Genomic DNA, 21,905 nt, shown 5'->3' with positions numbered 1-21,905 from the left:
GTGCCTCACCTCGGTGAGGCACGTCTCTTTGTCCCTTCTCGTTTTCGTGGGCGGCCACGTCTGTGAAGAGCGCGATACTGCGTGAGGCGTAAGGGTGAGAGGCGCAATGGTTGCCTCCCACTCTCCTATTTTTGTCTCCCACCGGCAGGTGGGAGCTTTTTTGGGCCGGGCTTTTTTTCACGCTCCAGGGTAAACGCACCGGATGACCTTTGAAACTTACGTACATACAACTTTCAAGGAACCACAGGCTGGGCGTGGTGGGCAGAGGTGGGGGTGGGTCTCCCACACCTGCCCCCTACGACCGAACCCCTGCTTCAACGCACCGTTTCCATGTATGCAAAGTGTTCAAGCATGGCATGAGACCGAAAGAGCGGCGACAGGCCAGGGGGTCGCAACCACGGTTTGGCAGCATGGGATGAGGGCTTTTCTTCGGGCCTGGGGTGATTGACGCTGGGGAGTGCGGTGGTTAGGATAAACCGAGTCAATTTTGGGAGCGAAAAGTGTTGCGAAACCGGAGGGTTTGCCTCGAGGAGGTGTGTAAGTGCAGTTGCTGCTGGCAATATCCCGACTGATAGACACCGTCAACGAGTGGGTGGGTCGTGCAGTGCTTTGGCTGGTGGTGCCCATGGTCGCGGTGGGTGCCTACAACGCCATTGGGCGGAGCCTGGACAAAACGGTGGGTACCCGCCTGGCCTCCAATACCTACTTCGAGCTACAGTGGTACATTTTCTCGCTGATTTTCCTGCTGATGGTGGGGTATGTGCTCAAGCACGATGGCCACATTCGGGTAGATGTGGTCTATGCCCACCTGGGGGAGCGGGGTCGGGCCTGGGTCAACATGCTGGGCTCCATTCTGTTTTTAGTGCCCTTTGCACTGGTGCTCTTTTATGTGACGCTGCCCCTGGTCTCGTTCTCCGTGCAGGTGCGGGAGGTTTCCTCCGATGCAGGGGGGCTACCTCGCTGGCCGCTCAAGCTGGTGCTCCTACCAGCCTTCATTCTGCTGGCCTTGCAAGGGTTTTCCGAGTTCATCAAGAACCTGGCCTTTTTGCGGGGGGTGCTGCCCCGCCTGCCCCACGAGGCCAAAGGGGAGGTTGCCTAGATGGTTCTGCAAGGCGGCGGCATCGAGCTTTTGGGGGGGGCCATGTTCCTGGGGGCCCTGATCCTCATCTTTACCGGTTACCCCGTGGCCTTTGCCCTGGGGGGGGTGGCCCTCATCTTTGGGGCGGTGGGGATTGCCATTGGCGAGTTTGACCTGCGCTTTGTGGGCAGCCTGCCCCAGCGCATTTTTGGCATCATGTCCAACTACACCCTGCTGGCCATCCCCTACTTCATCTTTCTGGGGCTCATCCTGGAAAAGTCCAAGCTGGCCGAGCAGCTTTTGGACACCGTGGGGCAGCTTTTTGGCCCGGTGCGCGGCGGGGTGGCCATTGCGGTGGTGCTGGTGGGAACCCTTTTAGCTGCGACCACGGGGGTGGTGGCCGCTACGGTGGTGGCCATGGGCCTGATCTCCCTGCCGGTGATGCTCAAGTATGGCTACAGCAAGCCCCTGGCCACCGGGGTGATTGCAGCCTCGGGAACGCTGGGCCAGATCATCCCGCCCAGCATTGTGCTGGTGGTGCTGGGCGACCAGCTGGGCGTGAGCGTGGGGGATCTGTTTTTGGGAGCCCTGATACCAGGTCTGATGCTCTCCGGCGCTCTGGTTTTGCTGGTGGCTCTGGTGGCCCTGGTCAGGCCCAAGATGGCCCCGGCCCTGCCCCCCGAAGCCCGACCCTACCAAGGGTGGGAGCTGGGGCGCAGGGCCCTGGTGGCGCTGGTGCCGCCGGTTTTGCTCATTCTGTTTGTGCTGGGCAGCATCTTCTTTGGCATTGCCACGCCTACCGAAGCGGGTGCGGTGGGGTCGGTGGCCGCGCTGATTATGGCGGCCTTTTACCGCCGTCTTAACTGGAAAGTGTTTCGAGATGCCGTGGTGGAAACGGCCCGCTTTACCAGCATGGTCATCTTCATTTTGATTGGGGCCACGGCCTTCAGCCTGATTTTCCGGGGCCTCGAGGGCGACAAGCTGGTCAAGGACGTGCTGGTGGCCTTGCCGGGCGGGGAGCTGGGGTTCATCGTCTTTGTGATGGTGCTGGTTTTTATCCTGGGCTTCTTCATTGACTTCTTCGAGATTGCCTTCATCATCGTCCCGCTGGTGCTCCCGGCGGCGGAGGCTATCTGGCGAGCCCAGGCTGAGGCCATGCAAATGGCGGGCAATTACGACCTTTCCCCCGAAGCTTTTGTACAGGGGAAGCTCTTGTGGTTTGGCATCATCCTGGCCATGAACCTTCAAACCAGCTTCCTTACGCCGCCTTTTGGCTTCGCCCTCTTTTACCTGCGCGGGGTGGCCCCACCGGAGGTCAAGACCACCGACATGTACCGCGGGGTGGTACCCTTCATCATCGTGCAAATACTGGTGCTCATCGTGACCATTGCCTTCCCGGCCCTGAGCAGCTGGCTGCCCTCCCTGCGGGGAACCCCTGGCGGCTAGGGAATTAACAGCACCTTGCCGGTGGTCTCGCGCCCTTGCAGGGCCATGTGGGCCTGGACTGCCTGGGCAAGCGGATACTCTGCACCAATGCGAATCTTGAGCCTGCCCTCTAAAGCCCAGCGCATCACGTCGCCGGCCCGCCACAGGAGTTCTTCGCGGGTCTGGGTGTAATGCCAGAGGGAAGGCCGGGTCAGGAAGAGGCCGCCTTTCTGGTTGAGCACCTGCGGGTTGAAGGGCGGAACCGGCCCACTGCTTTGCCCGTACAGGGCCAGCATACCCCGAATTCGCAGGCTGTTCAGGCTGCCTTCCCAGGTCGCCTGCCCCACACCGTCATAGACCACATCCACACCCCTACCGCCGGTAATTTCGCGGGCCTTCTGGTCAAAGCCCTCGTAGGGCAGCGTGTGGTCGGCCCCTGCTTCCCGGGCCAGCGCCCGCTTCTCTTCCGAAGAGGCGGTGGCGATGACGGTCGCCCCTATCATTTTGGCCATCTGGATGAGGAGCAGTCCTACCCCGCCCGCGCCAGCGTGAACCAGGCAGGTTTCGCCTGCTTTGAGGGGATAGGTGCTGTGGGTCAGGTAATGGGCGGTCATGCCCTGGAGCATCCCGGCCACGGCGATTTTGGGGCTGAGACCTGCCGGCACCCTGACCAACTTATCGGCGGGCACCACAGCGTACTCAGCGTAGCTGCCCTGGACATTGGAGTAGACCACCACCTCGCCGGGGGTTAGGCCCTGCACGCCAGGCCCCACCGCTTCCACCACCCCGGCCCCTTCCTCGCCCACCGTGAACGGGGTGGGCACACTGTACAGGCCCGAGCGCTTGTAGGTGTCAATGAAGTTGACCCCAATGGCCTGCAACCGCACGAGCGCCTGACCTTCGCCGGGGGTGGGGATGGGGAGGTCTTCCAGTCGCATGACCTCGGGGCCGCCAGTTTGGTGAACGCGAATGGCTTTCATGCAAATAGCTTATAGCGAACCGCCGACTCCCGAAAACACGAAACAGCCTGAAAGCAAAGCGTTGTGGAGAGGTTTATATAAAGGATTGCTCCAATGGCAACAGGTGGCCTGCGAGCGCAGTGGCCCCGGCCTGGATGGCCCCAGGCCGCGTGTTTTGTTCGGGAGGCCGTTGGAGCCATACCGCATGTCCGCCGACCTCGAGCAAGTGCAAGCGCGTGCGCTGCGGGTCAGGCTGGGCGTTTGACGGTACGGTTTCCGTAGAGAAAGCGCATCGTATCGGGAAAGCGACGGGCCCAGTGGCCCTCGTGGTGAACCCCCTCCGGGTCCTCCAGGTAGAGGTAGTCGTGGCCGGGCTGCCAGCCCTTTTGCAGGAGCAGGCGGTGCATCCGGCGCACCCCTTCCAGATAGCGGCGGCTGCTCACGTGCGAGAGGGTGAGCTCGCGGTAGCCCACATCCATATAAAGCCGGCCCGGCACCTGAGGGGCCTTCTCCACAAAACGATAGATGGCGCCGTCGGCAAACCAGAATGCAGGGCTCACCACGCCTGCAATTCCAAAGACCTCGGGATAAAAGTAATACGCACACAGGCTGATAAAGCCACCCATGGAAGAGCCCATCACCCCAGTGTGGTCGCGGCCCGATAGGGTACGGAACTCGTCGTCTATGAAGGGTTTGACGGTCTCAACCAGGAACTTGAGGTATTTCTCACCCTTGCCGCCCCCATGCTTGGGGTCGCGGAAGGGGCTGTACTCGTGGAGGCGCTCGAGCCCCATATTGGGAATACCCACCACAATGGCCTCAATCCCCTCCTGGGCCAGCTTTTCCATGCTCTCGTCAACCTGCCACTCGCCCACAAAGCTGGTCGCTTCATCGAAGATATTTTGCCCATCGTGCATGTAGAGCACCGGGTAGCGCCGGTGGCCATTGCGATAAGAGGGGGGCAGGTACACCAGAATATCGCGGGTGTTGCCGAGTTGAGGGCTACGCAGGCCCTTATAGACCAATACCTCGCCCACCACAGTGTGGCCGGGGCCGCTTGGGTGGGGTTGCCATAGTTGGGTCTGAGCAAAATAGCCCATTGGCGTATTGTAAGGGCTTGCCGTCAAAAATCGAGTCCATGGCCCCGCCCAAAGCAGCAAGGCACGAGTAGGGTTCCCCCAGCATCGTTGAAAAAACAGGATTGGAGGCCATCTTCTGGCTACTTGGGCATTTCCCCAGCCGCCCATTCTTAGCGATTCATAAAGTTTTTTTAGCGAGGCGTGTTTTTGTTAGATGGCCCCACATTCGGCCAAGGCCCATCACCCACACTTGGGGCATGAAAGCCTGGGGTTTCTGGGCCGTTGTATGTCTGGGTAGCCTGGCCTTTGGCAATGTTTGTTCCAGCGCTTTCTACCCCACCGACCCCGATCTGCGCTGGCGCTACCGCAATCTGAACGACAATCAGGTCTACACCCAAACCTTCTCCCCAGCAGGCGTGGGCGCACTCCTCGAGCAGCGGCGCTTTGCCACCCGCACCGAGACCACCCAGTGGACGTGTACCCCCCAGGGCCTGCGCACCCTGCCGGAAGGCGAGCTGCCCATTCCGGGAGGAAGTGTGCGGCTCACCAAGCTCACCGGCGTTGTTATCCCCAGCAACGAGACCTGGCGGGTGGGCGGACGCTGGACGTACCGCTACGAGCTAAGGGGGCGGATTGCCCTTTTCGACCTGACGGGGTTCCTCGAGGTCGAAAACCGCATCGTGGCCCGAGAAACCATCAGCGTACCCGCAGGCCGCTTCGAAACCCTGCGGGTCGAGGCCAGTTTCCGGGGCGAGTTTGGCATTGGTTTTGGTGGCCGGGCCACCTACTGGTTTGCCGAAGGGGTGGGCGTGGTGAAGCAGGTCAGCGAGGGCACCTTTGGCGGGCAGAGCAGCGAGCTGCTCGAGTTCGGGCGCTAAGCAGGCTAAACGCACTGCTACTGCCTACTCCCAAGCATTTACATCTGCGAGCAACCTGCCAACCGCCTGTTCCAACGGCTCCAGTTCGTTTGTGATCACATCCCATAGTATTCGGGTATCGGTCGAGAAGTATGCGTGAATCAAGATATCTCGCATGCCTGCGATGAGTTTCCACGGGATCTGGGGCTGTTGGTTGCGTATTTCGTCGGGGATTTGCTTAATCGCTTCACCGATGACCAAAAAGTTACGAACACAAGCATCCATGACCAGTTCGTTTTGGTCAAACTCTTCAAACCCCAAACCTTGCGTATAGCGACGAATACGTGTTGCAGCCTCGAGAATATCCTGCAAAAAGAGTTCAAGCCTACGCGACACGTCTAAGCGCTCCCTCGAGGTTCCGGCGCACCTGAGGCTTGAGGCTCTGGAAGGTCGTCAGGTCTACGGCCACCCCCAGCCACTCCTGAAGCGCCAGCTTGAGCCCTACAAAGTCGCGCAGGGTATAGCGTTCTAGCTCCACCACAAAATCCACATCGCTGCCAGGGTGTGCTTCTCCCCTTGCTACCGAACCAAAAACGTACAGTTGCTTCACCCCAAAAGCGCGAAGCTCTGCCCTATGCTGGCACAAGATGGCCTCAAGCTCGAAGAGTGTCATGAGGCTATTGTAGCAAGGGGCCTTTGTACCTCTATCGTGCTTACCACCCTTACGCCTCCCCGGATGAGGCGTTAGGTACTCGGTACGGCAAAGAGCGCTGCACCGGGTATTCGTGCGGACCGCTCTAAATCCCCAGCCCCCCCACCCGCTGTTTCTCCACCGGCGTTCCGGTTAGGCCGTTAAAGGCATCCACTTCCTCCAGGAAGCGGTGAAACAGGTAAATCGAGTCGTGCGGGCCGGGGCAGGCTTCGGGGTGGTACTGCACGCTGAACACCGGGTAGCGCAGGTGGGCCATGCCCTCCAGCGTGCCGTCGTTCAGGTTGATGTGGGTGGGCTTGAAGTCCTTGAGGGAATCGGGGTCCACCGCGTAGCCGTGGTTCTGGCTGGTGATCTCGATTTTGCCGGTGAGCAGGTTCTTGACCGGGTGGTTGGCCCCCCGGTGGCCGAACTTGAGCTTGAAGGTGCGCCCGCCCGCGGCCAATCCCAGCAGTTGGTGGCCTAAGCAGATGCCAAAGGTGGGCAACAGGCCCATCAGCTTCCAGAGGGTCTCGTGGGCGTAGCGGGGCATGCTGGGGTCGCCGGGGCCGTTGGAAACAAAGAGGCCGTGGGGCTCCAGAGCCATAATCTGGGCCGGGCTGGTCTTGCCGGGCACCACAATCAGCTCAAAGCCCAGCTCGGCCATGTAGCGCATCTGGGCGTGCTTGATACCGAAGTCCATGACCACCACCCGGCGCTGGCCCTTGAAGGTGGGGAACTGGTACGGGAGGGGGGTGGAGACCTCGGGGGTCATATCGCGCCCGTCTATGTCGGTCCACTTGCGGGCCTCTTCCCGCAGGGCGGCCAGGTCTTCTAGGGTGAAGCGGTAGTCCGGCGAGCCAAAGTGGCTGGCGTGGGCAATGACCCCTTTCATCACCCCCCCCTCGCGGATTTTGCGCACCAGGGCGCGGGTGTCTATGCCTTCCAGGCCGATTACGCCGGTCTCGCGCATGAACTCTTCCAGGCTCTGCTGGGCGCGGGGGCTGGCGGTGTACTTGCTGAACTCGCGGGCCACAAAGCCCCGCACCCAGGGCCGGTTGCTCTCCATGTCGAAGACGTTCACCCCGTAGTTGCCCTGGTGGGGGTAGGTCATCACCACAATCTGCCCGTTGTAGCTGGGGTCGGTCAGGATTTCCTGGTAGCCGGTCTGGGCGGTGTTGAAGACCACCTCGCCCACGTTCTTGCCCCGGTGCCCGAAGGCGTAGCCGTGGTAGGTGGTGCCATCCTCGAGTACCAGCACTGCGCGTTCTTTCATGCCCTAGCCTCACTTCCCAAAGGAACAATATACACGGACTTTGTATTTCTATACAGCATCACCAACCCGCCCGCACCCAGGGCCCGCAGCCATGACCAGAACAGACCGGCTAGCCCGCCTTGTAGGCGTTTTCCACATCCAGCACCTTGGTCACGCCGATCTCGCGGCAGTTGTCATAGAAAGGACAGGCGCTGCACTCGGCGTAAACTTTGGGCGGCAGCGCCTCACGGGTGGTCACATGGTAGCCCAGGCTGGTGAAAAACCTGACCTGCAGGGTCCAGGCAAAAATCTGGGGGATGCCCAGGTCTTTGGCCTCGCGCTCGGCGGCCAGGGCAATCCAGCGGCCCAGCCCCTGCCCCTGCCGCTCGGGGTGAATGGCCAGGCCCCGCACCTCGGCAATATCGTGCCAGAGGATGTGCAAAGCGCCGCTGCCCACAATCTGCCCGTCCTCGTCCTCCAGTACGAAAAAGTCGCGCAGGTTTTCGTAGAGGTGGTTGTGGCTGCGCACGAGCATCAGGCCGCGTTCGGCCCAGTACTTGATGAGGGTGTAAATGGGCTCCACATCCTTCATGCGGGCCTTGCGCAGCTCCACGTTGGCATTCCAGCGCACCCTGGGCAGAACGGTGGTGCCAATCTCAATAAGGTTACTCACGATGCCTCCTGTAATCCCTCGACCTCGAGCCTGGCCTCTTCCAGCGCCTCTCGCACCGCCTCGGGCGCGGTGCCGCCGTAGCTGCGTCGTCGGTGGATGGCGGTCTCGAGGCGGGTGAGGGCCAGGGCCTCCTCACCGAACAGGGGGTGAAAACCCTGGAGTTCAGCCAGGCTCAGGTCGCGCAGCTCCCTGCCGCTCTCGGCGCAGTGGCGCACGATGCGCCCCACCACGTGATGGGCCTCGCGGAAGGGCACCCCCCGCTCGGCCAGGTAGTCGGCCAGCTCGGTAGCCAGCGAGAAGCCCGACTCGGCGGCCTTGGCCATGGCCTCGGGGTTCCACTTCAGGCCCGGCAGCAGGGCCGCCAAAAGCCGCACCGAGGCCCGGTAGGTGTCCACTGCGTCGAAAAGGGGTTCTTTGTCCTCCTGGAGGTCTTTGTTGTAGGCCAGCGGCAGGCCCTTGGTCAGGGTGGCCAGGGCCACGAAGCTGCCCAGCACCCGGCCCGCCTTGCCCCGGATCAGCTCGGCGTGGTCGGCGTTTTTCTTCTGGGGCATGATGGAGCTGCCGGTGGAGAAGGCATCCGGCAGCACCGCAAAGCCGAACTCGAAGGTGGTGTAGAGAATAATCTCCTCGGCCAGCCTCGAGAGCGTGACCTGAGCGATGGCCAAAGCCGCGAGCACCTCGAGCACAAAGTCGCGCGAGCCCACCGCGTCCAGCGAGTTTCGCATGGGGCGGGCAAAGCCCAAAGCCTGGGCGGTGAGGTGCCGGTCAATGGGGAAGCCCGTCCCGGCCAGGGCTGCTGCCCCCAAAGGCGACTCGTTGAGCCTTTTTAGAGCGTCCTGGAAGCGCCCGGCGTCGCGGGTGAGCATCTCGTAGTAGGCCAGAAACCAGTGCGACAGGAGTACCGGCATGGCCCGTTGCAGGTGGGTATAGCCGGGGAGAATGAGGGGGGGCTCGAGGTACTTCCTGGCCTCCTGCACCAGCACCCGGCGCAGGGTCTTGAGGTCGGCCAGCAGGCCCTCGAGTTCGCCCCGTACCCATAGGCGCAGGTCGGTGGCCACCTGGTCGTTGCGGCTGCGGGCGGTGTGCAGCTTGCCCCCCACCGGGCCCACCAGCTCGGTGAGGCGGGCCTCGATGTTCATGTGCACGTCCTCGAGTTCCTCGCGCCAGTGGAAGCGGCCTTCCAAAATTTCCTGCCGCACGATTAGAAGCCCCTGGCGAATTTGCTCGGCCTCCTGGGCGCTCAGGATACCCTGCCGGGCCAGCATGGCCGCATGAGCCAGCGAGCCCTCGATGTCCACCAGCGCGAGCCGCTGGTCGAAGTGCCAGGAAGCGTTGAACTCCTGGGCAATCTGGCTGGGGGCCTCGCTAAAGCGGCCTCCCCAGGTCTTGTGGGGTTCCTGGCTCAAAAATCCCTCCCTGTGGCGGCGCCGGTGGCCCCTGGCCCGCCGCTTTCAGTAAAGCACATCAGGCGATTCTCCAAACCCCCCGCCCGCTCTATCGGCGGCCCATGCACAAAAACCTGTGAGCTGCGAGCGTGAATCGGGGCACGGTGGCGACTCATGAGCGCACCTCGAGCGCCCGCCTCATCACAAAGGGCGGCGGGGTACTGGGGTTGGGGCTGCTGTAGCGCAGACTGGGGTCGTGGACAAAGCCGAACTGGGTGTACCACTCAAGCAGCCTGGGCTGGTCGTACCGCACCGCCAGGCGCAGCTCCCGGGCCCGCACCTCAAAAGCCTGGCGGCCCACCGCCTCCATCAGCCGGTGGGCCACCCCTTGCCCGCGGTACTGGGGCAGCACCCCCAGCTTCCTAACCTCCCACACCCCGCGCTCCTGGGGGTCGGGGTGGCGCACCAGGCGCACCGAGCCCACCACGGCTTCCCCGTCCAGGGCCACCCAGGCGTAGCCGCGCCCCAGGTCGGCCCGCACCCGCTCCGCCGTCTCCTGATGGCCCGAGGAGTCGGGGGTCACCCGATCGGCCCAGGCCTGGCGCACCATCCGGGCGATGGCCTCCGCATCGGCAGGGGTGGCCCGGCGAATCTGCACCATAGCGGCATCGGCTGGCATCGCACACCCCACGGCTCCGGGCTAATCCTTCGGCTGGGCCTTGGCCCGCACCCGCAGCCGCAGCGAGTTGAGCTTGATGAAGCCCTCGGCGTCGGCCTGGTTGTAGCCGCCCTTTTCGTCGAAGGAGACCAGGCTCTTGTCGTAGAGGGAGAGGGGCGATTTGCGCCCGGCCAGGATGATGTTGCCCTTGTAAAGCCTGAAGCGCACGGTGCCGGTCACGGTTCTGGCCACGTGATCCATATAGGCTTGCAGGGCCTCGCGCTCGGGGGCAAACCAGAAGCCGTTGTAGACCAGCTCGGCGTACTTGATGCCCAACTGGTCGCGCTGATGCAGCACCTCGCGGTCGAGGGTGAGGCTCTCCACGGCCCGCCGCGCGTGGTAGATGAGGGTGCCGCCGGGGGTCTCGTAGACGCCCCGCGACTTCATGCCCACATAGCGGTTTTCCACCAGGTCTACCCGCCCAATGCCATGCCGACCGCCAATCTCGTTGAGCCGGGCCAGCAGGCCGGCCGGGGAGAGCCGCTCGCCGTTTACCGCCACCACGTCGCCCGCCTCGAGTTGAATTTCCACCAGCTCGGGCTCGTCCGGGGCCTCCCAGGGGTCTTGGGTCAGGCGGAACATCCCGGCGGGGGGCTCGGCCCAGGGGTCTTCCAGCACCCCACCTTCGAAGGAGTTGTGCAGCAGGTTGGAGTCCACGCTGTAGGGCTTCTCGAGGGTGGTGGGCACCGGAATCCCGTGCATGGCGGCATACTCCATCATCTGCGGGCGACTCACCAGGTTCCACTCCCGCCAGGGCGCAATTACCCGAATATCGGGCTTGAGCGCGTAGGCCGTAAGCTCGAAGCGCACCTGGTCGTTGCCTTTGCCGGTGGCCCCGTGGGAGATAGCCTGGGCCCCTTCCTCCTGGGCGATGCGCACCAGGTGCTTGGCGATGAGGGGCCGGGCGATGGAGGTGCCCAGCAGGTAGTAGCCCTCGTAGAGGGCGCCCGAGCGCATCATGGGAAACACGAAGTCCCGCACGAACTCCTCGCGCAAATCGAGGGCATAGGCCTTGCTGGCCCCGGTCTTGAGGGCCTTCTGCCGGGCCTCCTCGACCTCCTCGCCCTGGCCGATGTCGGCGGTAAAGGTGATGACCTCGGCCTGGTAGTTCTCGATGAGCCACTTGAGGATGATGCTGGTATCCAGACCGCCGGAGTATGCGAGCACGATTTTCATTCATTCACCTCTGGGCTGGCAAGCCCCACACAAAGCCATACAGTACCGCCAAACTGCCTGGGGTACAACCGATGGCCCGCCGCAAACATACCGAATAAGGATACAAACCCTAGCGCACCCGGTCAAGTCGGATTTTTCAGCGCTGGACTTGGTTATTCAAGCGTTGTGTACAAAAAAGCCAAATCAAAAACCGCATTATCATGCTTTGCTTGGGGGTTGGCACCCGCATATTCGCAAAATGTGTTTGCATAAATGTTCAAACGGCGTTGGTGCCTCTGCAACGCTACATTCAGGACACTACCGGTTACCCTCAAGCAATTTCACGCTCACCTGCGCCCCCGGCCCCACCCGGTTTTGGGCAAACCAGCCCTGCCGAACCTCGAGCACCTGCCGGTAAACCACCCCCGGGGCATAGCTGGGGCAGCCTCGGCCCTGGGGGGGTGCCGGACAGGGCTCGACCTCCAGAATGGCCAGGATTTTGCCCCGGCTATCCATAAAGGCGACCGAAGTGGCCGTTTTGAGGCCCAGACCGGTCCAGGCATCGTCCTGGGCTCGTGGGAAGCGATACAGAATGCCCTGGTTCGCCAGCAGGTTTTGCCGCGGAAAGGCCCCGAGGGGCCGGGGTTCGTTGATTCTATAGACCGGCAACTCCAGGGTTCTCCCGGCGCTCGAGACGGTGACCACATTTCTGGGCGTCGGTTGGGTGCGTTCCGGTGGGCGGTTCAGAATCTGGCCCGCAAAAAAGTAGCCGGCGGTCGAGAGGGCCACCGCCAGGGCCACCAGCCCCAGACCATAGCCCCGAATCTGTCCGGTGCGGCTCATGGGTTGGGCACCACTTCAATCTCGAACAAAAAAGGCCAGAGCTTTCCGGTCACAAAGATGCGCCGGTTCTGGGGGTCGTAGGCGATGCCGTTGAGCACGGCATCGGGGTTGGGGTTGCGGGCCTGGGCCAGCAAAGAAAGCCCGCTCAGGTCGAGCCAGGCCTCCACGTTGCCGCTCTGGGGGTGGATGATGGCAATGCGGCTGGTCTGCCAGACGTTGGCCCAGATACGGCCCTGGATGAACTCGAGCTCGTTGAGGCGCGTGACCGGCTGCCCGCCCGCGCGTACCGTGAGGGTGCGCTCGGGCCGCAGGGTGCGCGGGTTGAGGAAGAAAAGCTGGGCCGAGCCATCCGACAGGATGAGCCGCTGCCCATCGTGGGTCAGGCCCCAGCCCTCGGTCTGGTAGGTAAAGCGGCCCACCGGATTGAAATTTAGGTCGTAGATGAAGCCCTCCTGGTTCTGCCAGGTGAGCTGGTAGAGGCGGTTTTGGAACAGGGTAATGCCCTCGCCAAAGTATTTTTGGGGCAAGGCGCGGCTTTGCAGCACCCGCCCGGTCTTGAGTTCCACCTTGCGGAGGCTGGACTGCCCATAAAGGCCGGTGCCCTCGTATAAAAACCCTTCGTGGTAGATGAGCCCCTGGGTGAAAGCGGTGGGGTCGTGGGGGTAGGTATTCACCACCCGGAAGCCCCAGACCGGAACCTGGGGCTGGGCCAGGGCCAGGCCCAGCAGAAGCCAGAGGATGGGGAGGGCGCGAATCACGCCCTTACCTTACCCCAAGCCCCCCAAAATGAATGAGACCGGGGTCAGAGGTTAGGGGTACTCACCCGCCAACAGGCTTTGTAGATGCACCCGCAACCGGGCTTGCAGGGCCTCCGGGGTCTGGGTTGCGTCCAGCACCACAAAACGCTCGGGTTCGGCGCGGGCTAGCTCGAGGTAGCCCTGCCGCACCCGCCGGTGGAACTCGAGGGGTTCGCGCTCGAGGCGATCCCGCCCCTCGAAACGCTGCAAACCCACCTCGGGCGGCAGGTCGAATAAAAACGTTTTGTGGGGTTTCACCCCCTGGGTCGCCCCCTGGGCCACCTGGTGCAGCCACCCCAGGTCGAGCCCCCGCCCATACCCCTGGTAGGCCAGCGAGGAGTCCAGCCAGCGGTCACACAGCACCACCTGGCCTTTCAGCAAAGCGGGTCGGATCAGGGTTTGCATGTGCTCGGCGCGGTCGGCAGAATAGAGCAGATACTCGGCCTCGGCGCACATGGCCTCCTGGTGCAGCAAAAGCCCCCGAATGGCCTGCCCCAGCCTGGTTCCGCCCGGCTCGCGGGTCTGCACCACGGGGTATCCCTGCGCCTCCAGCCAGGCCGCCAGCAGGCGCGTTTGGGTCGTTTTTCCGGCCCCCTCGGGGCCTTCAAAGGTCAGGAATAGGCCGCGCATGGTTTTCACAAGCCCGTGGGATGCTCCAAAAACACCCAGGGCAGGCCAAAAGCCTCTTCCAGCCGCTGCGCCAGGGCCTTGACCCCGAAAGTCTCGCTGTCGTAGTGGCCGGCATAAATCACGTTCAGGCCCAGTTCAAAGGGCTCGTGGTAGTGGGCGTGCGAGGGCTCGCCGGTAATATAGAGGTCGCAGCCCAAAGCCCCGGCCAGCCCCACCTCGCCGGCCCCGCCGCCGGAAACAACCCCCACCCGCCGCACCTCATCCGCCCCCCCCTGGTGCAAGAGCGGCTGCATTCCGGTCAGCTCGCCGATGCGCTCGACCACCTCGGCCAGGGGTTTGGGTGAGGTAAAACGCCCCACAACGCCGATGTTGCCGTATTTGGGGTGGGGGAAAGGCTCCAGATCCTGCAAACCCAGTTCGCGGGCCAGCACCGCGTTGTTGCCCACCTCGGGATGGGCGTCGAGCGGCAGATGGGCCGTGTAAAGGCTGATGCCAGCCGAGAAGAGCCTTTCCAGGCGTTTCTTCTGGTAGCCCACGATGGCAAAGGGCTGCCCCCAGAAAAGCCCGTGGTGGGTAATCAAAAAGTCCACCTGGGCTTCTGCCGCCTGGTCGAAGATGACCTGAGCTGCATCCACCGAGACCCCGATTTTTCGCACCTCGGCCTTCCCCTCCACCTGCAAGCCGTTGAGCGAGGGGTCTTTGAACTCGCGGATTCGCAGGTACTCATCCAACCAACGCACCAAAGCATCGCGCTGCATAGCCCAAGTCTAAGCCACCCCACCCAACCCTCGGTGAATGCTCTTGGCCCGGCGGCGCCCTCATTAGGCGTACAAGCAGCTTTCAAGGAAACCCAGGGTGGTAGGTCTGCAATCCTGCTCCCTACCTAACCCCTGCTTCGACGCACCGCTTCAAAACCTGGCATTACCCTGGCAACTCCGAATGAAGGGGAAGGCCCCGAACCTCTAGCTTTCGGCCTTCAGCCCGGCTTCCTCCAGCGCCCGGCGCACCTCCTCCACCTCGTTCCAGGGCAGCACCTCGCTCCCGCGCTCGAGCGTCCGCTCGTGGCCCTTGCCGGAAAAAAGCACCGTGTCGCCGGGCTGGGCTTCCTTCAGGGCCTGGCGGATGGCCTCGCGCCGGTCGGGCACCAGCACGTAGCGGCGGGGGTCGCCGTGGGCCTGGGCCATGGTCTGCAAAATTGCCTCCAGCGGCTCGGTGCGGTGGTCTTCCTCGGTGAAGATGGCGAAGTCGGCCAGGCGGGCCGCCACCTGCCCGATGCCGGTGCGGCGGCTTTTGTCCTGGTTGCCGGCGGCCCCAATCACCAGCAACAGGCGGTTGCGGGTGGTGGGGCGCAGGGTTTGCAGGGCGGCCTCGAGGCTGGCCCCGGTGTGGGCAAAGTCCACCACCACCCGGAAAGGCTCGCGCTGCACCAGTTGCATCCGGCCCGGCACGCCGGGAAAGCTCGCCAGCCCAGCCTGGAGCTGCGCCACCGAGAGGCCCATCCGACCCGCAGCAGCCAGGGCCGCCAGGGCGTTTTCGGCGTTGAAGCGCCCCAGCATGGGCAACTGCACCAGGAACGACCCGATGGGCGAGACGACCTCAAACTCCAGACCCGTGCTGCTTTCCTTCAGGTGCTGTAGCCGCCAGTCACCCTGGGCCCCATACGTCCAGGTCTGGGGACGACCCGCCAGGGTTTGCGTCCATGCGTTGTCGCTGTTGACCACCGCAAACCGTGAGCGCTCCAAGAGCTTCCTCTTCTCGGCAAAGTAGTTCTCCATGCTGCCGTGCAAGTCGAGGTGGTCTTCGTACAGGTTGGTGAAGATGCCCACCTCGTACTCCAGGCCCCGCACCCGCTCCAGCGCCAGCGCATGGCTGCTCACCTCGAGCACCGCCTGCCGGCAGCCCGCCGATTCGAAGCGGTGCAGCATCTCCTGCACCTGCGGGGCCTCGGGGGTGGTGAAGTGGCCGGGTAAGAAAAGCTCCTCCTCGCCAATTTTGACCCCCACCGTGGAGAGCCGGCCCACCGGCGGGTGAGCCGCTTGCAGCAGGTGGTGGAGCAGCACCGCAACGGTGGTCTTGCCCTTGGAGCCGGTCACGCCCAGCAGCTTTAGCCTTTGCGCCGGATAGCCCCAGAAGGCCGCCGAAAGGTCGGCCAGGGCGGCACGTGCATCGGCCACCCGCAGGTAGGGCACTGTCAGGTTCAGCTCGCGCATCCCCACCACCGCCACCGCGCCCTTTGCGAGGGCCTGGGGAATGAAGTCGTGCCCGTCGAAGGGCTTGCGGCTCGGCAGGGGTACGCCGGGCATGGCCACGAACACAAAGCCGGGCTGCACCAGGCGCGAGTCGTGGGTGATGCCCGCCACTTCCACGGGGGGGGCGCTTTGCCCAAACAGCGAAAATAGCTCTGCCAGCGTCGGCATGGAGTTCAGTTTAGCGCCTGCTTACCGCTCCTCCAGCCGCTCGACGGCCCCGCCCACCCGCACCCACTCGGTAAAACCGCCCTCAATGTGGCACACCGGCTCCAGACCCATCCGCTGCACCGTCTGGGCGGCCAGGGCCGAGCGCCAGCCCCCCGCGCAGTAGAAGACAAACTTCTTGCCCGAGGCGAAGATGGGCTTGTGGTAGGGGCTTTCGGGGTCTACCCAGAACTCGAGCATGCCCCGTGGAGCGTGGAAGGCGCCGGGAATCTTGCCCTCGCGCCTGAGTTCGCGGATATCGCGCAGGTCCACGAACACATAGTCCGGGTGGCCCAGGTAGCCCAGGGCCTCCTCGGCCTTGATGGTCTCGATCTCGGCCAGGGCAGCCTCGAGCAACGCTTTGTAGCCGATTTTCAGTGCCATGCCTCAATTTACTCATCCAGGCTGCTTAAGCTAGGGGTGCTATGCGGATGCTTGTGCGGATGGTTCCCTGGCTGCTCTCGGCCTGTGTGGTCGTGCGGCCCGAACCCACCCCTCCCCCACCGGTGCGGCCTGCACCCCAACCCACCGGCTTCGTGCTCAATGTGCGGCTAGGTCTGCCGCCCTACCCGGGCAGTGTGGCCCTCAAGCGCGAGGAGCGGGGCGGCTCGAGCGAGGCCGAGTTCGAGACCCGCGATGCCCTCGAGCCGGTCTATACCTTTTTCCACAACTGGCTGACCAGCCGCGGCTGGGTGCGCACCCGCCTCGAGTACAAGAGCGCCGCTACCAAAGTGGAGGCGGTCTACCAGCGGGGCGCCGAGCGCTTCAAGCTCGAGCTCGACCAGCAAGGCCGCAGCGGGCGATACAAGCTCGAAATAGAGTTTTAGGGGCTACTCACGCCAGAGCGGTTGCTTTTGGCCTAAAGCCGCAGGCCGGATGCCTCCGAAACATCTGTCCAGAAGGGCAAACCCGTCCTGTCCGCCCGGCAGAATTCCCCCTTTCACCATACCCGCGTGAGCCAGGGCACCGGGCTCAACAAAGGTTCGGCATACTGCACCCCCAGCAGGTTGCCCCAGTAGCGCCGCAGGGCCCGCCTGGCCTCCACGCCGCCCGCGTGCACGGTCTCGGAAACCCGCTCTCCTTCAAACTGGCTCCGGTACGCCCGCACCGCGGCCTCCCAGACCTCGATGTAATCGGAAATATCCACGGCCAGCGTGGGCAGGGCCGGGTAGTTGCCGGGATAAAACAAGAGGCGCTCGACCTTGTGGGGCGTGCCTTCGACCGGCGCGTTTCGCAAACCCGCGAAGTGGACGGCTGCCGCACACAACCGGCTGGCCGCTGTGTGGTCGGGGTGCCGGTCGGACTCGTAGGGGGCAATCACCAGCCGGGGTCGAAGGGCCCGGATAACTTTAGATAACGCCCATCGTTGCGGTTCGGTGTCGGCAAGGGCCCCATCCGGCAGCCCCAGGTTGCCCCGATAGTCGAGGCCAAGAATCCTGGAAGCTTCGGCGGCCTCCTGAGCGCGTATTTCCACCGTTCCCTTGGAACCCATCTCGCCTTGGGTCAGGTCGAGGATACCGGTGCTTTGCCGCTCGGCCCGGGCGCGGGCCAATAAGCCACCACAGCCCAATTCTCCGTCGTCGGGGTGGGGAGCTACGACCAGCACGTCCAGGCCCATAATCCTAGGGTTATATCACAGGAAGCGAGGCCGGAGGTTGGGGTAAATTGGACGGTAACTCGAGCACCCACGCTTTTTTTGGCATGGTCTCGTGCGTCATTAGGGGGAAGTACATGGTAATTACCTCATTGGAAGATTTGGACGGAATGACCGATGTCATGAGCCTATTGGACGAGGGGCAAGGTCTGCAAAACCGCCTGGGGGAACTGGCCGGATTATTGCGCCAGGTGGCCAGCCAGCTGGACAAGGGCAGCCCTCCTTCCCCTGGCATGGCCGCCAGCGTGATTGAAGTTTCCAAGGCCTTTGAAGGCTGGCACGAGCGGGCCCAGCGCATCCTGGGAGAAACCCCAGTCGAACCCGTGCTGCCCAGGGTGCTGGAGGCCCTCGAGGCCCATCGCAAGGCCCTGGAGGAGGCCGCCTTGCGCCAGAAAGCCATGAACGTGCTGGAACAGGTCAGCAGCCTGGTCTACCGGGGGGCCGACGAGTTCCTGCCGCTCTCCACAGTGCAGTTCGATGCCCTGGGCATGATTCGCAAGTTCAAGGACATGACCGGCCTCAACGAGGTCATCCTGTCCCTGGCCGGTGGCACCCACTCCTACAACCTCTTGCTCAAGCTGGTGCTGGACAAAGAGATGAGCAACGACGAGTGGGTCAGCGTCTACCAGAGGGTGGGACAGGAAATCAACCAGGACCTGGCGGTCGCCGCCGCCCGCGGGCGGGTTTATTTGCCCGAGCAGTAAGCAACGGGTTGTAAGCCAGAAGCTGAATCAAAGGCAGCAGAGGGGCAGCGGGCCACAAGCCTGCGGCCCTTTGTCTGGTTGAGAACCCTCGCCTCACCTCGGTCGCTGGGCATGGCTAACCGCGCAGAATCGCAGTTCCAACCCTTCAAATCAAAAACTGCGGTACTGCTGGAAGCACCAGGGTATTCGTGGAATCTACTCTAGTCCTTCATTCTGCGATCCAGGGCCCGGGCATGGGCTTCCAAACCCTCCTCGCGGGCCATGCGGGCCCCCAGCACCGAAAGTTTGCCGGCGGCTTCCTGGGTGAGCCCTATCACCGGTATCACCTTGAGAAAGTCGCGCAGCGACAGCCCCCCGCCAAAACGGGCCGTGCCGGAGGTGGGCATCACGTGGCTGGGGCCTGCAATATAGTCGCCCAGCGCCTCGCAGGAATGCTCCCCCAGAAACACACCCCCCGCGTTGCGCACCATGCCCAGGGCGGCCAGGGGGTCGTGGATGGAGAGGCAGAGGTGCTCGGGGGCGTAGAGGTTGGCCAGCTCCAGGGCCTGCTCCAGGTGCTCGACCAGCACCAGCCCGCTGCGCTCCAGGGCCTGGCGGGCGATGGAGGCCCGGGGCAGCTCGGCCAGCTGGCGCTCGAGTTCCTCCGCTACCCGCTCCAGCAGCTCCCGGTAGGCCGAGAGCAGCCAGGCCTCCGAGTCCGGGCCGTGTTCGGCCTGGGCCAAAAGGTCGGCGGCCAGCAGCTTGGGGTCGGCGGAGGCATCGGCGATGATGAGCGTCTCGGTCGGCCCTGGCAGGCCCTCCATGCCCACCAACCCATACACCTCGCGCTTGGCCAGCACCACATAACGGTTGCCCGGCCCCATGATTTTGTCCACCCGGGGCACGGTCTCGGTGCCGTAGGCCAGGGCCGCGATGGCCTGGGCCCCGCCCATGCCAAACAGGCGGTCGGCCCCTGCAACCCAGGCCGCAGCCAGGATGCCGGGGTGTACCCGGGGCGGCGAGGCCACCACAATCTCGCCCACCCCCGCCACTTTGGCCGGAACCGCGGTCATGAGCACGGTGGAGAGCAGCGGGGCCGACCCCCCCGGCACATACACCCCAACCCGGTCCAGCGGGCGCACCAGCTGGCCCAGCACCCCCTCCGGCCCGGCCTCCAGAAAACCGCCCTTGGGTTCGCGCCGGTAAAAGGCCTCGATGCGCTCTTTGGCGGTCTCGAGGGCATCCCGCAGGTCGGCATCCAGGTTTTCGTAGGCTTCGCGCCAGGCCCGCTTGGGAATCTCTTCCACCTTGTGCCCGTCTAGCTCCTGGCTGATTTGTTGCAGGGCGGCATCGCCCTCATGCTCAATCCGGTGCAAAATGTGCCGCACCGTTTCCAATGCATCGCCATACTCCACCGTCATGCGGCGGTTCTTGAAGCGCTCACGGATTTGCTCTGGGGTTTTGATCATAGATAGCCCTTCATCGGCGCAGTCGTGGTCGCAGGTCGCACAGCGGTTGGGGGTCAGGAGTCAAGGGTCTGGGGAAGACAGGAACGCTTTCTTGCTTTCGGCCATTAACCACAGACTACAGGCTTTAATGGTGGCTTCACTGCATCTGGCTTTTGTGCCCTCTTTGGCCTTCGGCTTCCCTAACTGTATCTTCTCCGGCGGCGACGGCGTCGGCTGGGAGCATCTTTTTCGCGTTCTCTGGGGGGCTCACCGGAAACCACCCTGGGTTTGCCCGGTTCACCGGCGACCACCCGGGGTCGGGCTGAATTGCGCTGCACGTTCGCGCGGGAGCCCCCCTCCGAGCGGCGCTCCAGCGGCTGCAAACGCTGCCCGGCCTCGAGGCGCTCCACCTGCACCAGCTCGGCCTCAAACACATGCTCCCCCACCTTCTGCGTGAGGCGCACAGGGTAGCCACCCTCGTCGAAGTAAAGCAAGCTCAGGCCGGGACGCAGGCGGAAAACCCGCACCCGCCGCTCCTGCTTTTCACCGGAGCCAGGCACTTCCAGACTCTGGTCCGGCAGGCGTTCGGCATAGGCCCGCCCACCCACCAGGGCGAACTTTTGCACCCCGCCCACCTCCAGGTCAAGCCGCCCCACCGCCAGAATGAGCGAGAGCGGGTCATGCATCTCGGCCAGGTAGGGGATGGCCAAATCGTCCTTGCCCTGGCTGACCGTGACCAGCCCGTCTTCGCGGGAAAACTCCACCTCCATCACCCGCTGCCCGTTGCCCTCCACCCGCTCGCGGTAGCGGCGGGGCAGGCCCGTGCGGTCGAGTTCGCTCTCCCAGCGCTGACGGGTTTTGGGCGGCGGCAGCTCGACGCTGGCCTCCAGGGTCAGGCGCAGCCCATCCCGGCGCGGCTCCAGGGTCAGGCGCTGTTCACCTGCCGGGTGCCCCGCGTACCGGAGGCTGTACCGTAGCGACTGCGGAATGGCCCAGTCCATGCCGTTCATCCTACCAGTCCTGCGTTAGTTGGTAGCAGGTTGAGGCTCGAGGGTCAAACACCCAAGGATGCACCGACCCACACGTTACAAAAAACGCCTGATTGCTTCACCTTGCCTTCAACCTTCGGTTCTCAGCTTTGGCCATCGGCTATGGGCGATTGACCATAGACCACTTGCCTACCCCAGCGCCTCCGAGAGCAGCCGGTGAAAATGGTGCACCCCCTGCTCTCGCTTCACGCTGAAGCGGCCCCGGTCGTAAAAGCGCGACCTGACCCCCTTCTGCACGGCCTCCACCACCACCTCGTCCTCCCGCTCCACCCGGTCGAGGGCGGCCCCGGCCCCCGCCTCGAGCTTGCCGGCATCCCAGATGTAGGGCAGAAACGAGACCTTGGTCAGCTCCGGCCCCAGCGGGCGCACCACGTTGACCGAGAGGCCCCAGGGGTAGAAGTTCAGCATCAGGTTGGGGAACACCCAGTAGTAGTAGGCCGCAATGCGCTGGCCGTAGTCGGGCGAGTCCGGGGGCAGCTCGAAGCAAGGCTCGCCGGGGGCCGCGATGCCCAGTTGCAGGTTGCACCAGTCGTAGATTTCGGTGGTGTAGCTGCCGTAGTCAATCACGCTATTGAGCGAGGCGTGGATATAGGGGATGTGGAAGCCTTCCAGGTAGTTGTCGCAGTACAGCGCCCAGTTGGCCCGCACCAGGTAGTCGCGGGCGCGGGAGGGCTCGAAGTAAAACTCCCGAAAGGGCAGCCAGCCCACCCGCTCCTGCACAGGGCGCAGCACCTCTTGCAGCGAAACCGGCGGGTTCAGGCTGGCAAACAAAAACTTCCCCTGGCCCCAGGTCTCGAAGGCCACCTTGGGCAGGTCGTCCTTGGGGCTGGGGAACCCTGCCACCCCCTCGAACTCCGGCATGGCCTGGAAGCAGCCATCCAGCCCAAAGCGCCGCCCGTGGTAGCGGCAGCGCAAATAGCGGGCGTTGTCACCGGTCTCGGCCACCAGCATCCCCCGGTGAGTGCAGACGTTGGAGAGCAGGTGCAGTTGGTCCTGGTGGTCGCGGGTTAGCACCAGCGGCTCGTCCAGGCAGCCTTCCAGCAAGGTAAAGGGCTTGACGGTACCGGGGGCCTTCA

Annotated in this window: 23 protein-coding genes and 1 pseudogene; 5 read left to right on the top strand and 19 right to left on the bottom strand. The window is 63.7% G+C overall.

Annotated elements, in window-relative coordinates; translation table 11 throughout:
* The first annotated feature begins 541 nt into the window (after positions 1-541).
* Both NZN28_RS09395 and NZN28_RS09390 read left to right on the top strand, forming a co-directional pair.
* A complete protein-coding gene (locus NZN28_RS09395; protein ID WP_295397556.1) occupies positions 542-1,099 on the top strand; it encodes a TRAP transporter small permease subunit in 558 nt (185 codons plus the stop codon).
* The gene (locus NZN28_RS09390; RefSeq protein ID WP_295397553.1) at positions 1,100-2,524 is read left to right on the top strand and encodes a TRAP transporter large permease subunit; all 1,425 of its coding nucleotides are present in this window, start codon (positions 1,100-1,102) and stop codon (positions 2,522-2,524) included.
* Here the strand turns inward: NZN28_RS09390 and NZN28_RS09385 are convergent.
* Positions 2,521-3,483: a quinone oxidoreductase gene (locus NZN28_RS09385; RefSeq protein ID WP_295397551.1), complete on the bottom strand. Its 963-nt coding sequence runs from the start codon at positions 3,481-3,483 to the stop codon at positions 2,521-2,523. The genes NZN28_RS09390 and NZN28_RS09385 overlap by 4 nt on opposite strands.
* A 227-nt stretch (positions 3,484-3,710) precedes the next feature.
* On the bottom strand, positions 3,711-4,562 hold the full coding sequence (locus NZN28_RS09380) for an alpha/beta hydrolase-fold protein (RefSeq protein ID WP_295397550.1): 852 nt from the start codon (positions 4,560-4,562) through the stop codon (positions 3,711-3,713).
* A 236-nt stretch (positions 4,563-4,798) separates the two neighbouring features.
* On the opposite strand from NZN28_RS09380, the gene NZN28_RS09375 reads away from it, so the two are divergent.
* The gene (locus NZN28_RS09375) at positions 4,799-5,419 is read left to right on the top strand and encodes a hypothetical protein (RefSeq protein WP_295397548.1); all 621 of its coding nucleotides are present in this window, start codon (positions 4,799-4,801) and stop codon (positions 5,417-5,419) included.
* Between the two features lie 24 nt (positions 5,420-5,443).
* On the opposite strand, the gene NZN28_RS09370 is transcribed toward NZN28_RS09375, so the two are convergent.
* From NZN28_RS09370 to NZN28_RS09310, 13 genes are all read right to left on the bottom strand, one after another.
* A complete protein-coding gene (locus NZN28_RS09370; RefSeq protein ID WP_295397546.1) occupies positions 5,444-5,794 on the bottom strand; it encodes a DUF86 domain-containing protein in 351 nt (116 codons plus the stop codon).
* Complete coding sequence (locus NZN28_RS09365) at positions 5,784-6,071, bottom strand: nucleotidyltransferase family protein (protein ID WP_295397544.1); 288 nt, start codon at positions 6,069-6,071, stop codon at positions 5,784-5,786. Before NZN28_RS09365 ends, NZN28_RS09370 begins: the two co-directional genes overlap by 11 nt.
* A gap of 124 nt (positions 6,072-6,195) precedes the next feature.
* On the bottom strand, positions 6,196-7,362 hold the full coding sequence (gene carA / locus NZN28_RS09360) for a glutamine-hydrolyzing carbamoyl-phosphate synthase small subunit (RefSeq protein ID WP_295397543.1): 1,167 nt from the start codon (positions 7,360-7,362) through the stop codon (positions 6,196-6,198).
* Positions 7,363-7,471: 109 nt separating this feature from the next.
* On the bottom strand, positions 7,472-8,017 hold the full coding sequence (locus NZN28_RS09355; RefSeq protein ID WP_295397558.1) for an N-acetyltransferase: 546 nt from the start codon (positions 8,015-8,017) through the stop codon (positions 7,472-7,474).
* Positions 8,011-9,420 (bottom strand): argininosuccinate lyase, encoded by a 1,410-nt coding sequence (gene argH, locus NZN28_RS09350; protein ID WP_295397541.1) that lies wholly within the window; start codon positions 9,418-9,420, stop codon positions 8,011-8,013. The genes NZN28_RS09355 and argH overlap by 7 nt, the downstream gene beginning before the upstream one ends.
* A gap of 151 nt (positions 9,421-9,571) precedes the next feature.
* Positions 9,572-10,078, bottom strand: a complete 507-nt coding sequence (locus NZN28_RS09345; RefSeq protein ID WP_295397539.1) for a GNAT family N-acetyltransferase — start codon at positions 10,076-10,078, stop codon at positions 9,572-9,574.
* A gap of 21 nt (positions 10,079-10,099) precedes the next feature.
* Positions 10,100-11,293 (bottom strand): argininosuccinate synthase, encoded by a 1,194-nt coding sequence (locus tag NZN28_RS09340; RefSeq protein WP_295397537.1) that lies wholly within the window; start codon positions 11,291-11,293, stop codon positions 10,100-10,102.
* Positions 11,294-11,590: 297 nt separating this feature from the next.
* Positions 11,591-12,115 (bottom strand): DUF192 domain-containing protein, encoded by a 525-nt coding sequence (locus tag NZN28_RS09335; protein ID WP_295397535.1) that lies wholly within the window; start codon positions 12,113-12,115, stop codon positions 11,591-11,593.
* Positions 12,112-12,873 carry a glutaminyl-peptide cyclotransferase gene (locus NZN28_RS09330; RefSeq protein ID WP_295397533.1) on the bottom strand — a complete coding sequence of 254 codons (762 nt, stop codon included), beginning with the start codon at positions 12,871-12,873 and terminating at the stop codon, positions 12,112-12,114. Before NZN28_RS09330 ends, NZN28_RS09335 begins: the two co-directional genes overlap by 4 nt.
* A gap of 51 nt (positions 12,874-12,924) precedes the next feature.
* Positions 12,925-13,542: a dTMP kinase gene (tmk, locus tag NZN28_RS09325; RefSeq protein ID WP_295397532.1), complete on the bottom strand. Its 618-nt coding sequence runs from the start codon at positions 13,540-13,542 to the stop codon at positions 12,925-12,927.
* 5 nt (positions 13,543-13,547) lie between these two features.
* Positions 13,548-14,300 carry a Nif3-like dinuclear metal center hexameric protein gene (locus NZN28_RS09320; protein WP_295397530.1) on the bottom strand — a complete coding sequence of 251 codons (753 nt, stop codon included), beginning with the start codon at positions 14,298-14,300 and terminating at the stop codon, positions 13,548-13,550.
* A gap of 204 nt (positions 14,301-14,504) precedes the next feature.
* Positions 14,505-15,959: a UDP-N-acetylmuramoyl-L-alanyl-D-glutamate--2,6-diaminopimelate ligase gene (locus NZN28_RS09315; RefSeq protein WP_295397529.1), complete on the bottom strand. Its 1,455-nt coding sequence runs from the start codon at positions 15,957-15,959 to the stop codon at positions 14,505-14,507.
* A gap of 21 nt (positions 15,960-15,980) precedes the next feature.
* The gene (locus tag NZN28_RS09310; RefSeq protein ID WP_295397527.1) at positions 15,981-16,379 is read right to left on the bottom strand and encodes a rhodanese-like domain-containing protein; all 399 of its coding nucleotides are present in this window, start codon (positions 16,377-16,379) and stop codon (positions 15,981-15,983) included.
* Positions 16,380-16,420: 41 nt separating this feature from the next.
* On the opposite strand from NZN28_RS09310, the gene NZN28_RS09305 reads away from it, so the two are divergent.
* Positions 16,421-16,822, top strand: coding sequence for a hypothetical protein (locus NZN28_RS09305; protein ID WP_295397526.1), 402 nt, complete (start codon positions 16,421-16,423; stop codon positions 16,820-16,822).
* 113 nt (positions 16,823-16,935) lie between these two features.
* Here the strand turns inward: NZN28_RS09305 and bshB1 are convergent, their stop codons facing one another.
* Positions 16,936-17,613, bottom strand: coding sequence for a bacillithiol biosynthesis deacetylase BshB1 (bshB1, locus tag NZN28_RS09300; RefSeq protein WP_295397524.1), 678 nt, complete (start codon positions 17,611-17,613; stop codon positions 16,936-16,938).
* Between the two features lie 113 nt (positions 17,614-17,726).
* Between bshB1 and NZN28_RS09295 the strand changes: the two genes are divergently transcribed.
* The gene (locus NZN28_RS09295) at positions 17,727-18,353 is read left to right on the top strand and encodes a hypothetical protein (RefSeq protein ID WP_295397523.1); all 627 of its coding nucleotides are present in this window, start codon (positions 17,727-17,729) and stop codon (positions 18,351-18,353) included.
* Between the two features lie 200 nt (positions 18,354-18,553).
* On the opposite strand, the gene hisD is transcribed toward NZN28_RS09295, so the two are convergent.
* The 3 genes and pseudogenes from hisD to NZN28_RS09280 form a co-directional block, all read right to left on the bottom strand.
* Positions 18,554-19,801, bottom strand: coding sequence for a histidinol dehydrogenase (gene hisD, locus NZN28_RS09290; RefSeq protein ID WP_295397521.1), 1,248 nt, complete (start codon positions 19,799-19,801; stop codon positions 18,554-18,556).
* A 383-nt stretch (positions 19,802-20,184) separates the two neighbouring features.
* Positions 20,185-20,781, bottom strand: a pseudogene (locus NZN28_RS09285) (DUF3108 domain-containing protein); the annotation flags it as partial.
* Between the two features lie 177 nt (positions 20,782-20,958).
* Positions 20,959-21,905: aromatic ring-hydroxylating dioxygenase subunit alpha (locus NZN28_RS09280; protein ID WP_295397519.1), on the bottom strand; the 947-nt coding region annotated here is incomplete at its 5' end.

The sequence above is a fragment of the Meiothermus sp. genome (assembly GCF_025056915.1).
GTDB lineage: Bacteria > Deinococcota > Deinococci > Deinococcales > Thermaceae > Meiothermus.
Note: the sequence above shows the minus strand (reverse complement) of the source record. Positions and strands in the feature narration are given on the sequence as shown.

Excerpts from the sequence above, each read along its gene's own strand:
- NZN28_RS09385 (WP_295397551.1), bottom strand. The coding sequence starts at position 3,483 with ATGAAAGCCATTCGCGTTCACCAAACTGGCGGCCCCGAGGTCATGCGA.
- NZN28_RS09315 (WP_295397529.1), bottom strand. The coding sequence starts at position 15,959 with ATGCCGACGCTGGCAGAGCTATTTTCGCTGTTTGGGCAAAGCGCCCCC.
- NZN28_RS09295 (WP_295397523.1), top strand. The coding sequence starts at position 17,727 with ATGGTAATTACCTCATTGGAAGATTTGGACGGAATGACCGATGTCATG.
- NZN28_RS09345 (WP_295397539.1), bottom strand. The coding sequence starts at position 10,078 with ATGCCAGCCGATGCCGCTATGGTGCAGATTCGCCGGGCCACCCCTGCC.
- NZN28_RS09335 (WP_295397535.1), bottom strand. The coding sequence starts at position 12,115 with ATGAGCCGCACCGGACAGATTCGGGGCTATGGTCTGGGGCTGGTGGCC.
- NZN28_RS09380 (WP_295397550.1), bottom strand. The coding sequence starts at position 4,562 with ATGGGCTATTTTGCTCAGACCCAACTATGGCAACCCCACCCAAGCGGC.
- carA (WP_295397543.1), bottom strand. The coding sequence starts at position 7,362 with ATGAAAGAACGCGCAGTGCTGGTACTCGAGGATGGCACCACCTACCAC.
- NZN28_RS09340 (WP_295397537.1), bottom strand. The coding sequence starts at position 11,293 with ATGAAAATCGTGCTCGCATACTCCGGCGGTCTGGATACCAGCATCATC.
- NZN28_RS09390 (WP_295397553.1), top strand. The coding sequence starts at position 1,100 with ATGGTTCTGCAAGGCGGCGGCATCGAGCTTTTGGGGGGGGCCATGTTC.
- NZN28_RS09320 (WP_295397530.1), bottom strand. The coding sequence starts at position 14,300 with ATGCAGCGCGATGCTTTGGTGCGTTGGTTGGATGAGTACCTGCGAATC.
- hisD (WP_295397521.1), bottom strand. The coding sequence starts at position 19,801 with ATGATCAAAACCCCAGAGCAAATCCGTGAGCGCTTCAAGAACCGCCGC.
- tmk (WP_295397532.1), bottom strand. The coding sequence starts at position 13,542 with ATGCGCGGCCTATTCCTGACCTTTGAAGGCCCCGAGGGGGCCGGAAAA.
- NZN28_RS09310 (WP_295397527.1), bottom strand. The coding sequence starts at position 16,379 with ATGGCACTGAAAATCGGCTACAAAGCGTTGCTCGAGGCTGCCCTGGCC.
- bshB1 (WP_295397524.1), bottom strand. The coding sequence starts at position 17,613 with ATGGGCCTGGACGTGCTGGTCGTAGCTCCCCACCCCGACGACGGAGAA.
- NZN28_RS09375 (WP_295397548.1), top strand. The coding sequence starts at position 4,799 with ATGAAAGCCTGGGGTTTCTGGGCCGTTGTATGTCTGGGTAGCCTGGCC.
- NZN28_RS09365 (WP_295397544.1), bottom strand. The coding sequence starts at position 6,071 with ATGACACTCTTCGAGCTTGAGGCCATCTTGTGCCAGCATAGGGCAGAG.
- NZN28_RS09305 (WP_295397526.1), top strand. The coding sequence starts at position 16,421 with ATGCGGATGCTTGTGCGGATGGTTCCCTGGCTGCTCTCGGCCTGTGTG.